This window comes from Exiguobacterium sp. KRL4 (genome assembly GCF_001870785.1).
Lineage (GTDB): Bacteria > Bacillota > Bacilli > Exiguobacteriales > Exiguobacteriaceae > Exiguobacterium_A.
The window spans coordinates 53,405-67,092 of sequence record NZ_MOLV01000027.1 but is presented as its reverse complement, the minus strand read 5'-3'; the positions used below and the strand labels follow the sequence as shown (position 1 = coordinate 67,092).

General features: G+C 49.2%; 15 protein-coding genes. 4 read left to right on the top strand and 11 right to left on the bottom strand.

The window, feature by feature from the left end; genetic code table 11:
• The first annotated feature begins 15 nt into the window (after positions 1-15).
• Positions 16-1,068 (top strand): C45 family autoproteolytic acyltransferase/hydrolase, encoded by a 1,053-nt coding sequence (locus BLD48_RS13580; protein ID WP_071500687.1) that lies wholly within the window; start codon positions 16-18, stop codon positions 1,066-1,068.
• 55 nt (positions 1,069-1,123) lie between these two features.
• Here BLD48_RS13580 and BLD48_RS13575 read toward each other — a convergent pair whose 3' ends face one another.
• Genes BLD48_RS13575 through BLD48_RS13545 form a run of 7 tightly spaced genes read right to left on the bottom strand, consistent with a single transcriptional unit; the run spans position 1,124 to position 7,124 of the window.
• On the bottom strand, positions 1,124-1,597 hold the full coding sequence (locus BLD48_RS13575) for a GNAT family N-acetyltransferase (RefSeq protein WP_071500686.1): 474 nt from the start codon (positions 1,595-1,597) through the stop codon (positions 1,124-1,126).
• Between the two features lie 19 nt (positions 1,598-1,616).
• Positions 1,617-2,204: a GNAT family N-acetyltransferase gene (locus BLD48_RS13570; RefSeq protein WP_071500685.1), complete on the bottom strand. Its 588-nt coding sequence runs from the start codon at positions 2,202-2,204 to the stop codon at positions 1,617-1,619.
• Positions 2,205-2,255: 51 nt separating this feature from the next.
• Complete coding sequence (locus BLD48_RS13565) at positions 2,256-3,008, bottom strand: VLRF1 family aeRF1-type release factor (protein WP_071500684.1); 753 nt, start codon at positions 3,006-3,008, stop codon at positions 2,256-2,258.
• 15 nt (positions 3,009-3,023) lie between these two features.
• Positions 3,024-4,193, bottom strand: coding sequence for a hypothetical protein (locus BLD48_RS13560; protein WP_071500683.1), 1,170 nt, complete (start codon positions 4,191-4,193; stop codon positions 3,024-3,026).
• 15 nt (positions 4,194-4,208) lie between these two features.
• Positions 4,209-5,045, bottom strand: a complete 837-nt coding sequence (locus BLD48_RS13555; protein WP_071500682.1) for a YitT family protein — start codon at positions 5,043-5,045, stop codon at positions 4,209-4,211.
• Between the two features lie 12 nt (positions 5,046-5,057).
• Positions 5,058-6,188 carry a M20/M25/M40 family metallo-hydrolase gene (locus tag BLD48_RS13550; RefSeq protein ID WP_071500681.1) on the bottom strand — a complete coding sequence of 377 codons (1,131 nt, stop codon included), beginning with the start codon at positions 6,186-6,188 and terminating at the stop codon, positions 5,058-5,060.
• Between the two features lie 15 nt (positions 6,189-6,203).
• Positions 6,204-7,124, bottom strand: coding sequence for a cation efflux transmembrane domain-containing protein (locus BLD48_RS13545; RefSeq protein ID WP_071500680.1), 921 nt, complete (start codon positions 7,122-7,124; stop codon positions 6,204-6,206).
• Between the two features lie 225 nt (positions 7,125-7,349).
• On the opposite strand from BLD48_RS13545, the gene BLD48_RS13540 reads away from it, so the two are divergent.
• Entirely contained in the window at positions 7,350-8,492 is a 1,143-nt protein-coding gene (locus tag BLD48_RS13540; protein WP_083412335.1) for an AI-2E family transporter, read from the top strand.
• Here BLD48_RS13540 and BLD48_RS13535 read toward each other — a convergent pair.
• The gene (locus BLD48_RS13535; protein ID WP_071500679.1) at positions 8,442-9,008 is read right to left on the bottom strand and encodes a DedA family protein; all 567 of its coding nucleotides are present in this window, start codon (positions 9,006-9,008) and stop codon (positions 8,442-8,444) included. The genes BLD48_RS13540 and BLD48_RS13535 overlap by 51 nt on opposite strands.
• 54 nt (positions 9,009-9,062) lie before the next feature.
• On the opposite strand from BLD48_RS13535, the gene cls reads away from it, so the two are divergent.
• Positions 9,063-10,502, top strand: coding sequence for a cardiolipin synthase (gene cls, locus BLD48_RS13530; RefSeq protein ID WP_071500678.1), 1,440 nt, complete (start codon positions 9,063-9,065; stop codon positions 10,500-10,502).
• 295 nt (positions 10,503-10,797) lie between these two features.
• Complete coding sequence (locus BLD48_RS13525) at positions 10,798-11,841, top strand: Fic family protein (RefSeq protein ID WP_236630036.1); 1,044 nt, start codon at positions 10,798-10,800, stop codon at positions 11,839-11,841.
• Between the two features lie 18 nt (positions 11,842-11,859).
• On the opposite strand, the gene BLD48_RS13520 is transcribed toward BLD48_RS13525, so the two are convergent.
• From BLD48_RS13520 to BLD48_RS13510, 3 genes are read right to left on the bottom strand one after another with little or no spacing between them, the layout of a single operon-like run.
• Complete coding sequence (locus BLD48_RS13520) at positions 11,860-12,330, bottom strand: NUDIX domain-containing protein (RefSeq protein ID WP_071500676.1); 471 nt, start codon at positions 12,328-12,330, stop codon at positions 11,860-11,862.
• Positions 12,320-12,913, bottom strand: a complete 594-nt coding sequence (locus BLD48_RS13515) for a YdeI/OmpD-associated family protein (RefSeq protein WP_071500707.1) — start codon at positions 12,911-12,913, stop codon at positions 12,320-12,322. Before BLD48_RS13515 ends, BLD48_RS13520 begins: the two co-directional genes overlap by 11 nt.
• 13 nt (positions 12,914-12,926) lie before the next feature.
• A complete protein-coding gene (locus BLD48_RS13510; protein ID WP_071500675.1) occupies positions 12,927-13,589 on the bottom strand; it encodes a Type 1 glutamine amidotransferase-like domain-containing protein in 663 nt (220 codons plus the stop codon).
• Between the last annotated feature and the right edge of the window lie 99 nt (positions 13,590-13,688).

Here is a 13,688-nt window from a genome sequence, read left to right as displayed (position 1 = left end):
AAAGGAGTGAACGCTGTGCAGTCTGTCTCAAACGAAATCACGCAGTTCCGCGGGACGCATTACGAGTTTGGTCGCGAACAGGGCCGTTACGTCAAACGGAATGAACTGCTTCATAACCGCGAAGACAACTGGAAGATCCGTGTCCCGCGTTTTCAAGTCGATCCTGCAGAAACGAAAGAGATGTTTCTTCGATACGCTCCCCACATCTGGGACGAGTTACTCGGCTTACAGGATGAACTGGAATTATCACTCGCCGATACATTGCTCCACTTTGGTCATTACCGGGTCGAAGGACCAAAAAGTGGCTGTTCGATCATGACCGGCGATAATTTCCTCGTCCGCAACTACGATTATCATCCGATGACATACGATGGACGCTTTTCCGTCTTCCAACCGACCGACGGCGGTTCTGCCATCATCGGACCGGCGTCCCGCGTCACCGGACGAATGGACGGGATGAACGAACATGGTCTTGCGATGGGCTACAATTTCATTAACCGCCGCCGGCCGGGCGATGGCTTCGTCAGCTTCATGATCGGACGGATCATCCTCGAGATGTGTACGTCCGTCGATGATGCCATCTCGCTTGTCAAGGAGATGCCGCACCGGGGATCGTTCAGTTACGTCGTCCATGACCGCTCGAACCGGTCGTTCGTCATCGAGGCGACGGCACGGGACATCGAAGTCCGGGAGACGAATCTCTGTACGAATCATTTTGATTTGTTGCAACACGAAAACCGGTTCCACCTCAACGACTCGAAACGGCGGATGATGGAGCTGAAGACGCACCAACATTTGATTCAAGACGCGGAATCAGCGTTCCGTCTGTTAAACGATTCCGATAAAGGTGTCTTTTCCGATCTCTACAGCCACTGGGCAGGGACGATTCACACGTCAGCCTATTTCCCGTCGGACATGAAAGTTTGGTTTGCTTTAGGTGGCGACCAGCAACCGGTCGAGTTTGACTTTAAGGACTGGCTGGCTGGAAACGACTTTACGTCAACGCACGTCCACGGCGAAATCGAGACCGATATCCAGTTCGCGAATACCCTTCAGACCTGGCGCTGAAGATAGTAAAACACCTCTGTTGGTCCGGGAAATGGACAGCAGAGGTATTTGTGTGTCAATTCAACGTTTTGGTCATATGTAAATCCGTCGTGATGAATCCCGTCGTTTCATACAGATGAATCGCTCGGGTGTTATGGGAAAAGACGTGCAATTTGATTTTTTTGATGTTCATCCGTCTTGCGACCTGTTCGAGCATCTCCATCGCCTGCCGCCCGTATCCTCTCCCCTGAAAGGCGTCTTCAATCCGGAAATCAAAAATAAAAGCCGTCCGTCCGTGCGTCGATTCACTTAATTGAAACCAGATCATCCCGACTGGTGACTGTTCTGCATCGTCCAAAATCGAAAACAGATAATGCTGTTTCGTTTGAATCCCGTCCGGTAACAATTGGGCGTACTCCGCCGCCGAACGATCGACCGCTTCGACCTCTGCCCATGTCCCGGCCTTGACCTTCTCCTGTGCATACTCCTTGATCGCTTCCGGTAGATACGCTTCGTACGCCGTTTCCGACATTTTTTCAAATTTAACCATCGTCCCTCTCCCTTTCATGTCAGTTCGAGCGGTGGCTCGCTTGCCGATCAGACCTGATTGCGGCATATGACCAATCCCGTGCGAGCATGGCGTAAACCGCAATATCATGATACGTGCCGTACAACTTCTCCGCATCCCTAAGGATTCCTTCCTGCTGATACCCGAGGCGTTCCGGAATCTTTCGGCTCCGTATGTTATCAACCGCGCATTCGATGACGACCCGGTTCAAGTCGAGCGTCGTAAAACAATAGTTGGTGATGAAAGCGACGATGGTCGTCATCAATCCTTTTCCGCGCCCTTTCCCGGTCAGGTAATACCCGATCGAGGTTTGGCGTAACGCCTGATTGATTTCATGTAAGGCAACCGTCCCGACGAGTTCGCCATCATAATAAATCCCGCAGGCAAACCCGTTTCCGTTCGCATAATCTGTTAACCAGGCCGGAATGATTTCGTTTCGGTAGACGTCCGGTCCGGTCGCCCCGTCGACCCAGCCGAGCCACTCCCGCAAATGTTCCCGATTGGCGTCGACCAGCGCATACAGTGCCTCTGAATCCTGGCGCTCAATCAACTTCAAACTCAATTGATCCGTGATGTGGTGCATGAACATCTGTCTTCACTCCTTATGTAACGTCTAAAGCTATACTTTAGACGTCGACCGTTAAAAAACCTGCTTCAGAATCTGTTGTTGACTCGATTGTGACAAATTTTTATGAATGACTTCCTTTGGTTTCGTCGTTAACGCCTGTTCAAGGAAGTTTGCCTGTGACCGTTCACCGATGACGATAATCTGCTCCCAACCGAGCGACCGGTTCAGTTTTTCGACCTCACCCGACAGTTCCCGGTAAAACCGTTCCGCCTGTTTTTCGACCCGGTCCCGGAAATCGTCGGTTTGACTGCTGCTTGAAGCTCCACTCCGGCTGCTTCGTCCTTGATAACGTCGCCATTGTCCGGTATCGAGATCCAGCTCGTAGTCATGGGTCGCATCGACCTCACCTAACCGGACGTCAAGGACGGTCGCCGAATCAAGGTTCGTCAACACGATACCCGTCCGTGGGAACTGTTGATCGAGGACTTCAAGCTGATTGAGATTTGGTTTTGGATGATAAGTGATTTCATCCGTCACATCGAGTTGCAGAAAATAGACTTCATGCAATGAATCATCGCTTGAAACAAAAGCAACGATGCTGCGCAGTAAACTCGTCCGCTGATTATTGATTGCCTGTTCGAGTTTCAAAAAGACGGCTTCGACGGCTTTTTTATCCTCCTGTTCCGTCAACAAACGTTTTTTCTCATTCCGCAGGATCGTCTCCCACTGGTTCCGTTTATCCGGTGCCGTACTGAGATAGACCGACAGCACGTGTGTCGATCCGTCAAATCCCTTTAAGCGTTTGATATCTTCTCCTAGACCCATTTGAATAACCTCCTGTTAGTAGATGAATGATGCTAAAATACCGGTGATAAAGACGGATGTGATCGTGACGGTCGAAAATCCGGCAACGACCATTTTCGGTAAGATTTCGTCTTCGATGATTTGGACCTCGTCTTCCGTCTCCCCGATATTTTTAGCCGCTTCCTGACTGAGAATCAATGTACCTGGAAAACCATATAGTGACGTCAAACCGATTGCAATCGCCATCGAATAGGAATATCCGAGTAACTTCCCGGCAAGCATCGCAAACAACACGATCCCTAACACACCAAGGATGAAGGCGATCAACAATGGGACAAACAGTTCGACGAGATCCGCAAATGAAGTGGTCGCGAGCGGTCCGAAGATGATCAATAGAATCGCAAGCATCATCAAACCATACGCATCGATTCCATTTAAGACGTTTGGCTTGAGAACGCCCGTCGCCCGTAACGCAATCCCGAGCAATAAGGCGATGACGAACGTATTCAGCCAGCCGTTCGTCAGTCCACTGAGGAACGACGAAACGATGACGACGACACCGACGACAAACAACGTCCCGGCTGTCGTTTGGAACGGTTCCGGTAAAATCGTCTTTTTCTCGGACGTTTCTGCCGGATCGAGTGCGGCTTTTTTCGTGATGCTGCCATCCCGGACCCCGTCCCGGATCCGTAACGCTTCCTTCCGTAAGATGACGGACGTCAGCGGAAAACCAATCAGCCCTTGTAAGGCGGCGATCAAGACCGGAAAGACGGCGACTGAGATCAATCCGGCATTCAATGCCTGTTCCTGGACGATGATGACGGAAATCGTCCCGCCGCTGACGGCAGCGATTGCGCTGAGAACATAATTCGTATCAAGGAACAGGCGACCCACCGTAAAAAGCAAGACACTAATCCCCAGTACGGCTGACACCCCAATCAAAAAGGTTTTCCATTGCCGTTTGAATTCATCGAGACTGATGAGTGTCCCGAGATGGACGATGATCATCCCGACGACGGTTTGACCGAGTGGCAGCAATGAGGACGTCGGTAAGAGATCTTCCGGGAACAGGTTGGTCTTGAATCCGATCAAAAAGATGATTGAGGCAACAAATAAGGAAGATAATAAGGCCTTTGTTTTTTTCGAAATATAATCGCTGACCGTCCAGATGAGCATGATGATCGTGAAGGCAATAATCGGTTGCATACGTGTTCCTCCCTTTTAGACGACCGGTTGGTAGTTAAACCCGAGACCATGAACGTCGGCGACATTGTAGACGATGATGAAGGACCCGCTGTCAATTTGATGAATCGCCCGGATGACAGCGGCATATTCGGAACGTTTCATGACGACCATCAGCATTTTTTTCTGTTCGCCCGAGTAGCCGCCTTCAACGCGAAAAACCGTCATCCCCCGGTCGAGCGACGTCAACAGGTAATTGCGGATTTCGTCCGTATGCAACTCACTCGTGACGAAGATCGCTTTTTTCCGTTCCAGCCCGATTTCGATATAGCCCATGACAAAGGTCGTGATGACGATCGAAGCGACAGCAAACAAAAATTCTTCCAGACCAAAGACGAAGATGTTAAAGACGACAATCGTCGCATCGGTCAAAAAATAGCCGACGGACGTATTCAACTTAAAGTATTTGTGGAAAATCAACGGTGGAATCGTCGTCCCGCCGCTTGACGCTCCGAACCAATAAAGCGTAGCGACCCCGATCGCAAACAGGACACTGCCAAAGGCGACGGAAAAGAACCGGTCCGACACAATCATCGTTTCCGGGATAATCCCTAGTGCAAGAGGCAGCATCAGACTGCCGAGAACGGACTTTAAGAATACTTCTTTGCCTAAAAAGATAAACGCAAATAACAGCATCAACACATTCAACACCAGTACGACAATCGAGCGGTCAATGCCCAACACTTCTTCGAGCAAAATCCCGATCCCGGTGACGCCGCCTGCTGCGACATGATGTGGTCCTAAAAAGAGATTGATGCCGGCAGCGAGGACAAAAATGGCCAGGATAATCAAAACGGTTTCACGAAACAGTTTCATCACCCGGCCCCCTTACGCTGACGGATCTGGGAAGGACGGCATCTGCCGGACCAGTTCCAATGCAAAAACGACGGCTTGTTCGAACTCGGTGATTGGAATATATTCCTCGACCGTATGAATCTCTTCATAACCGATCGACACATTGACGACGACTTTGCCTTGTTCATTAAAGACGTTGGCATCCGTTCCACCACCACTGCGTTCAAACCGGGCAGGACGACCGATGGTTTCCAGACAGTGTTTGGCATGTGCGAGCAACGGATGGTTGTCTTCGAAATGATAGCCGGTGATGAGCGCTGTCGCCTTAAAGTGGAGTTTAGCGCCGAATCGTGTCACCTCCTCGTTTAAAATCTTTTCGATTGCTTCGACCTGATCAAGACACTTTTGATGATCAAACGAGCGGACTTCCGCGACGAGCTCGAGGTGTTCCATGACGACATTCATCGCCGTCCCACCCTTCACCTGACCGATGTTCGCCGTCGTTTCGTGATCGATTCGCCCCAGTTTCATCCGGCTGATCGCTTGGGCCGCGACTTCAATCGCCGAAATCCCTTTTTCCGGCTCGAGTCCGGCATGGGCAGCGCGACCGGTCAGTCGGATATCCAAGCGATACATCGACGGGCTCGTCGTGATGATACCGCCAACTGGTCCGCCGTTATCGAGGACGTAACCAAATTTCGCCTGCAGCATCGACATATCGACCGCCTTTGCACCGAGGAGCCCAACTTCTTCTCCGGCTGTCAGGATGAATTCAATCGGACCGTGCCGAATCTGCTGTTCTTTTAAACGTTTGACCAACTCCAGCATGATGGCGATTCCCGCCTTATCGTCCGCGCCAAGGATCGTCGTCCGGTCGGACTCAATCCGTCCGTCCCGTTCAAGCGGACGAATGCCTTGACCGGGAGACACCGTATCCATATGTGACGAGAAAAAGACCGGTTTAATCGACGTATCTCCGTCGAGCCGGGCAACGAAGTTATTAGCGCCCAGTCCCGTCTTTTCTTTCGTCGCATCTTCGTCGATGGTCAGACCAAGCGTCTGAAAACGCCTGATCAAGTTCTGTTGAAACGGACCTTCCGCATAAGATACGGAGTCGATTTGAACCAGTTCCATGAATTCTTGGATCAGTCGTGTCGTTGACATCGGAGTCCCTCCTATTCATTCCGCCCATTTACGATTGGCTGTAAACGCGACGGTGAGCCACTTGGTTTGCGGCAACCACTCAAGTGCCGCGTCGATTTGTTCACGTATCAAGTCTTGTTCCAAAATCGAATCGTAGCGGTAATTTTTGGCGACAATCAGATCAATTTCGATGAAAATCAGACTGCCTGTTTTCGAGATCCGGAGGTACATATCGTCGACTTCGTATTCATCGACGATTTTGGCGACACTCTGTTTGATGTCGATCATCAACCGTTCACTCGTCGACATCCCCAGCATTTCCCGCATCGCTTGAACCATCTCCTTGACCGGATAACGAATCAGAAACAAGACGATCAGCATCAGCATGACCGGATCGACGTACCGGGCGACGTTTTCAAAAGACAACCAAGTCGCAATCCCGGCGATTCCATAACCGACGACTGCACCGATTCCCATGATGACCGTCAGTCGCCACTGTTCAACTTCCGCTGTTGCTAAAATCGAGCGCGCGGACCGGTTGAGTTGCTTCAGATGGCGATACACGACAAGCGCAATCAAGGCACTGATTGTCAGATAGCCGATGACAAACCCCAGTTCGACCGGATCACCACCCGACCGAATGGTGTCAATAGCAGCGACAAATGCATAAATAAGTAGGAGAAAGACGATGAGATATTGAAAGAAAACAAGAATGGGTTCCAATGATTCTTTGCCAAACGGAAAGTGGACATCATCCTTGACGGTGATGAACCGACCACCTCGAAGCGAAAAAACACTTAAGACGACACTCAGCAATGCATAAAGTCCGTCAAACAGAACAAAGGAGGAAGAAAGAAGGAATCCGGCAGCAATGCCAAACACTGATAAGAAAAGAGAACTAAAGATGGAATGTTGCAACAAACGGTCTTCGATGACCGGATCTTTTACTTGCGCCAACCGCTTCACCTCCCATGACGGAAGTGGCTTTCAGGTTTGCTGAACGATGACGGCATGACATGTGTCTAAACAATAAATTCAAGTTAGTTTATGATTACCCCATTTTTCAAGCAAATAACAATTAAATGTGAAAAGGCACATATCTTTCAGAATTTTCACGCTATTTCCAGCAATTTCGGGGAAAGGATACAACATGCCACTTATTTTTTGAGGGAGGAGATTGCCTTGTCCGGATTGATTTCCAATCGTTCCTTTCGTATCGGTCTGTTCATCCTGCTAGTACTTGGCATCATCTATATGGCACGACAGGTCGACTTTCTTTTTTATCCGTTACTCGTCCTGTTTACGACGATTTTCACCCCGTTCATCATCGCCGGAATTTTATTTTACCTCTCCGTCGGTTTCGTCGATTCACTCGAACGTCGTCTCCGGTCGCGTAAACTGGCGATTTTTATCGTCTTGCTTTTGTTGCTTGCGCTCATCATCGTATTTCTTTTGACGTTATTCCCGCTGATCACGAAACAGCTTTTTGCCTTCATCAGTGCCGTCCCCGGTTTTGCTGAACGTCTGTACACACAATCCCTGTCGCTTTATGCCAAATACGGGACGTCGATTCCGTCACTCGAGAGCGAGTTTTCATCGGTCGAAAGTTCGATGAAAAGCGCGACTGCACTCCTCGGGAACGTCTTTTCCTCGATTGCCGGTTCCGTGCTTTGGCTGATTCAGTTGATTGCCTCGACCGTTTTCACGTTATTCATCGCCCTTTTTTTATACGTCTTCATGTTGGTCGACGGAAAAAAATTACCGAATGCGCTGGTCCAGTTCATCCCAATCAGTTACCGCAAGGAAGCCCTGCTGATTCTAAAAGACATGAACGGGACGATCCGCTCTTACGTCCGGGCGCAACTGATTGTCTGTACATTCGTCGGGAGTCTCGCAACACTTGTCCTCTGGTGGCTCGATGTCCCGTACTTCTTACCGCTTGGTCTGTTCATCTTCGCGACGAATATCATCCCGTACCTCGGACCGTTCCTTGGCGCTGCACCGGCTGTCCTGATCGGCTTCTTGGATGAACCAATCAAAGGCTTATATGTCATCATCGGCATCACGATCATCCAGCAACTTGATGCCAATGTCATCTCCCCGCTCGTTCAGGGAAAATCCTTGAAGGTACATCCGATTACGATTACGGTCGTCCTGCTCGTTGCCGGGCAACTGGCGGGAATTCTCGGTATGTTGTTGGCCGTCCCGTTTTACGCCGTCGCGAAGGTCACGGTGCTGAATGTGATTAAGCTCGCTAAATTACGCAAGACAGCGTTACTTGCGGACAAACCAATTCCGAATTCGGTCCCAGAAAAACCACACTAAAAAGAGACAGAGTGCGAGCAGACCTGGAAGCAGCAGGACACCACCATGGGTCGCCCACCATGTCGAAAAGCGGTTCAACAGACCGTAGGCACCAAGACGGTTGACGAGAATCGTCCAGAGCAACGCATAGACGCCGGTTCCGGCTAATGTCACGAGCACGTAGGGGCGAAACGGATAGGCGAGCAGTCCTGCCATATAATGAATCGGACGCCGGACACCGGGCAGGAAAAACGACATGGCAATGGCGACCGTTCCTTTCTCCTGGAGAATCACTTCGGCTTTCGCAAGATGTTTATTGGTCAATAACTTTTGAAAGAAGGGAAGTTCGCGAAAAATACGGGGAATGCCGTAAAACAGATTAAAACACACGAAACAGGCGGACCAGACGGATAAAAAAATCAGGATGAGTGCTTGATCCTGGCGTAACCAGCTGCTGATTTGGCGGATGACCAACAAATCATCCGAAATCGGGATGAACAAGATACTCGAGATGAACCGGATCCATTCCGAAAACATGCTGCCTTCCCTCCCATCGAAATCATTCTTTCTGAAAACGAGGTGTTCGTATTGATGGACTATACCCTAATCTTGCCGGTTTTGCTCTATGTTGTCCTGTTTGCCAACGTCGCTGCGGCAATCGCCATCCTGTTTTTCGAACGGCGTGATGTCAGTGCCACCTGGGCCTGGCTGATGATTCTTTTTTTCTTACCCGTCATCGGCTTTTTGATTTACTTATTGTTTGGCCGGTCGTTGAAACAAGAGACGTTTTATCATGTCCCGGAAGCACGCCGGTTGGCGCGCGAAGAAGAGCTTTTGGTGCAAGCAAACGACGATGTCCCCCGCGAAGCACCGCTTTACCCGTACCGGAAGTTGATTCAAGCAAACCGCTCGTCAGGAGCCCTGTTGACGGAAGCGACCGATGTCCGGACGCTGTTCGACGGTCATCAAAAATTTGATACGTTGCTCGCTGACATACAGAGCGCCCAAGTCGAAATCAACATTCAATACTTCATTTTAAAACGTGATCCGCTCGGCGACCGGCTACTGAACGCTTTGTTTGAACAGGCAAAACGCGGCGTCAAAGTCCGGATTCTGTATGACGCCGTCGGCTCGTGGAAACTAAAAGCGAAGGACTTCGCGGCGTTCAAACAAGACGGTGGTGAAGTCCGCTCCTTCTTCTCTTCGCCGCTCGGTATCTTAAACCTGCGGATCAACAACCGGAATCACCGGAAACTCTGTACGATCGACCGGCAAATCGGGTATATCGGCGGCTTTAACGTCGGATCGGAATACCTCGGAGAAGACGAACATTTCGGCTACTGGCGGGATACCCACCTCCGGGTTCTCGGCCCAGTCGTCGAAGAACTCGAGTTCCATTTTGAACAGGACTGGGACGCCGCAAGCAACGAGCGGACGGACTGGTCGACCGCCCCGATTCCACCGCTTGAAGTCGCGACGGACCGGGTGCCGGTTCAAATCGTGACGTCCGGTCCAACGTCGGAAACGGAATACTTGAAAAATATGCTGATTCAGATGATCCATACGGCGGATAAATCGATTTACATCCAGTCGCCCTACTTTATTCCTGATGCCAGTTTCATGGATGCCTGCCGAATTGCCTTGGCTTCCGGTGTCTCCCTCAAAATCATGATTCCGAACCAGCCGGATCATCCCTTTGTCTACTGGGCGACATATGCGGCAGTCGGCGAATTGATTCAACACGGAGCCGAAGTTTACACGTATGAGATCGGATTCATGCATGCGAAGACGATTGTCGTCGACGGGAAAATCGCATCGGTCGGGACGACGAACATCGACGCCCGGAGTTTCCGGTTGAACTTCGAGATGAATGCGATTTTGTACGATGCGACGATTGCGGAAGAACTGGAGCTGCTCTTTTTGTCCGATGTTGCCGACAGTGCCTTGCTGACCCGGGAAAAATACGCTGCCCGTCCACGGATGATCCGCTTTAAGGAGAGTATCTCGCGGCTATTGTCACCGATTTTGTGACATTACGAATAGCCACAATCGTTTGAATGACAAAAAACATTAACTGCTAATCATAAATTAACTCATTTATCGCTAAACATACTCATTTTGATTGATTTTGAGTATGTTTAACCGTTTTAAATCCATATTAATTAGTTCATTTTTTAATAAACATACTCATTTCACCCTAAAATGAGTATGTTTATTCTTTTTGAACACGTTTAAATACGTTATAGTTTAATTAAACATACTCATTTCTCTAATAAATGAACATGTTTAGCTATCAATGAGTCTATTAATGAAAGAGGCGCTACATGTGAGAAACTATACGTATCGTTATTTAAATACCATTGCACTACCGATGGAAACAGTCCGCTTGATCAGCCGGATCAATGAATATAAAGGAAAACAAGATCTATATAAACAACAAGCTCCTCAAATCCTCAATACGTTACGAGACGTCGCCGTCATCCAGTCAACGAAGGCATCGAACGCGATTGAAGGGATTGTCGTCACAGAAAGCCGCCTCCATACCATCATGTCGAAATCAGCCGATCCAGCCGACCGTTCAGAGGCAGAGATTGCCGGTTATCGCGATGTCTTGAATTTGATTCATGCTTCGGCACAAGATATCCCAATCAATGCGAACGTGTTATTACAACTTCATAAGGAACTTTATAAATTCGTTCCTGTCGAAGGTGGTCGTTGGAAAAACGTCGATAACGAAATCAGCGAGACGTTTCCTGACGGGACACGACGGACACGCTTCGTTCCGGTGCCGGCATTCGAGACCCCTGCCGCAGTTCAAGCATTATGCGATAGTCTGCGTGAGCGGCGGCAACAAGAAGACGTCGATCCACTTATCTTGACGAGCCTCTTTGTACTAGATTTCTTGTCGATTCATCCATTCAATGACGGAAATGGTCGGATGTCACGCTTATTAACACTATTAATGCTTTACCAGGAAGGTTTCGAGGTTGGACGGTACATCAGTCTGGAAAAGATTGTCGAGTCGCGTAAGGAAGACTACTATGAATCGCTTCGACTGTCTTCTATCCACTGGCATCAGAATCAGCAGGATCCTTTCCCATGGATCAACTACCTGTTGAGTACAATCCTTGCCGCGTATAAGGAACTGGAGGAGCGCGTCGGACTGATTACGACCGGCAATCAAAACAAGGCCGGACGAATTCGTCAATTTGTCGAAAGCCGCATTACACCGTTCAATAAAGCAGATGTCCGAAACGCCTGTCCTGATGTCAGCGAGGCAACGATTAATCGAATTCTGCGTGAACTTCGGGATGAAGGACTCATCAAACCGTCAGGACGTGGACGTGGAGCAAAATGGATCAAAAGATAACCTTGTTCTTTTAACTCGTCATAGGATTCCAGAAACGAAAAAGCATCGAGTATTCGTGACAATCCCGAATACCTGATGGGCATGAAACAGATCGTCGACTTCATGAAAGCTACACCAGACCAAACGGTGGTCCCCTTCGACTGCTGTTTGTGTCCGTTCATGTAACGTCATTCTAAAAAAGAACGCGTCGTTGAGAATCGCTTCTCCGTCCGGTGTCAGCACGTACTGCTCGGCACGGCCGATTGGCGCCTCAATTCGAATCGTAAATCCCGTCTCTTCGAGCAGATCCCTGTGAAGTGCTTGCTCCGGTGTTTCTCCCCGCTCGATTCCCCCACCCGGCAACAAAAGATTATTCCATTTGGTCTCGACGGTTAAAAATGTCTGCTGTCGCTGATCGTATGCCACACCATAGACACTTTGCTTGTACTGGTAGTTTCGCTCTTTCAATTTCACACCAAAAGTCGGTCTCTTCTTTTCATCAGATATCATCGTCGTCTCCCCTGTAATTCCCCGTTAATTTCCCGCCGTCGTCCCATCGTCCGAGCATTTTTCCCTGTGCCGTGTATTTCAAAAAATTGGCCAACCGTTTTTCGTATTCCGGACTACCGGGCTTGTATTCCTGAATGTAACTGACTCGGACCCGAACATAAAGATCCGGCAACGTCTTAAAAAACTGATAGGTCGCTGCATCTTTTTTTAGTTCCTCGAGAATCGCTTCATCGATGTCAAACGGTGTCGCTAAGTTCGGCAACACCTTTATTCCCTGTTCGTGCATTTTTCCGAGTGCCGTCAAACGACGGACCCGTTCCTTGTTCAGTTCCGTCCAGTGACTGTTTTTACGGCGTGGCGTAAAGCGTTGGGCTTTTGTTGAGTCATCCATCTTTTTGCTGATTCCGTCAATCCAGCCAAAACAAAGCGCTTCCTCAACCGTCTCGATATAATCCAACTGGTAGTCACGCGCATCCCTTTTATAGAAGACGAGCCAAATCTCAGTCTCTGTTAAATGGTTACTTTCCAACCAATTGCGCCACTCTTCGATTCGTTCGACGTGTAATCGTGTTGTGATGTCCATGAATTCCTCCGTTTTAATCAAATCGTTTCCAGTGACCTTCTGAAATCACTTCCACTACGCCATCAACAACCTGAATCGCCGTTTGATCATCAATTGCATAGGATGGTCCCGTGAGATCAGCCGCCCATTTGACGGCTTCGTCCAATGTATTTTCCGGTAACAGTTCGTGATCCAGATGCGGGAAAATCGAAAAATCAACCAATCCAAGGGTTTCATCCGACGTTGTATGAGGCGGTGTCCACTCCACGAACGCTTGACCAATCCGCGGCGTAAGAACCATACTACCGGCACTTAACCCGACGTAAACTGCTTTTAACGTCGGTAACCGTGTGGCTAGACCAGACTTTTTCATCCAGTAGTTTAAAAATAAGGGATCTCCGCCATTCACCAACAGCACATCTGCCTGTTCGACAAGCGGTACCCAGAGTGATTCATCCAGACTCGGTAGTGCCGTCAATTCGAGAACACCCACCGATTGAAATCCTAATTCACACATCGGTGCTGAACCGGTTCCTGTGATGAATGAGTAAGCATGGTACGGACCCTCCTTCATTCCGTAAACGGCCGTCGGAATACAGAGTGCATGTGCCTCCGCAATCGGTTTTCCGAGTAAGTCGACGAGTGCACGACGTTGACTGTCATTTTGAATGCCGCCTGAAGTCAGCAATACTTTCATAAGAACCCTTCTTTCCGGATTGAATGTTGAAGCGATATACGATTCTATCTACTTCTTCACAGTTCATGTTTATCCTGTTCCTGTTGCTTTATCGATTCA

Excerpts from the sequence above, each read along its gene's own strand:
- BLD48_RS13550 (WP_071500681.1), bottom strand. The coding sequence starts at position 6,188 with ATGTCAACGACACGACTGATCCAAGAATTCATGGAACTGGTTCAAATC.
- BLD48_RS13570 (WP_071500685.1), bottom strand. The coding sequence starts at position 2,204 with ATGTTCATGCACCACATCACGGATCAATTGAGTTTGAAGTTGATTGAG.
- BLD48_RS13510 (WP_071500675.1), bottom strand. The coding sequence starts at position 13,589 with ATGAAAGTATTGCTGACTTCAGGCGGCATTCAAAATGACAGTCAACGT.
- BLD48_RS13515 (WP_071500707.1), bottom strand. The coding sequence starts at position 12,913 with ATGGACATCACAACACGATTACACGTCGAACGAATCGAAGAGTGGCGC.
- BLD48_RS13560 (WP_071500683.1), bottom strand. The coding sequence starts at position 4,193 with ATGCAACCGATTATTGCCTTCACGATCATCATGCTCATCTGGACGGTC.
- BLD48_RS13575 (WP_071500686.1), bottom strand. The coding sequence starts at position 1,597 with ATGGTTAAATTTGAAAAAATGTCGGAAACGGCGTACGAAGCGTATCTA.
- BLD48_RS13520 (WP_071500676.1), bottom strand. The coding sequence starts at position 12,330 with ATGATATCTGATGAAAAGAAGAGACCGACTTTTGGTGTGAAATTGAAA.
- BLD48_RS13535 (WP_071500679.1), bottom strand. The coding sequence starts at position 9,008 with ATGTTTTCGGAATGGATCCGGTTCATCTCGAGTATCTTGTTCATCCCG.
- cls (WP_071500678.1), top strand. The coding sequence starts at position 9,063 with ATGGACTATACCCTAATCTTGCCGGTTTTGCTCTATGTTGTCCTGTTT.
- BLD48_RS13565 (WP_071500684.1), bottom strand. The coding sequence starts at position 3,008 with ATGGGTCTAGGAGAAGATATCAAACGCTTAAAGGGATTTGACGGATCG.
- BLD48_RS13555 (WP_071500682.1), bottom strand. The coding sequence starts at position 5,045 with ATGAAACTGTTTCGTGAAACCGTTTTGATTATCCTGGCCATTTTTGTC.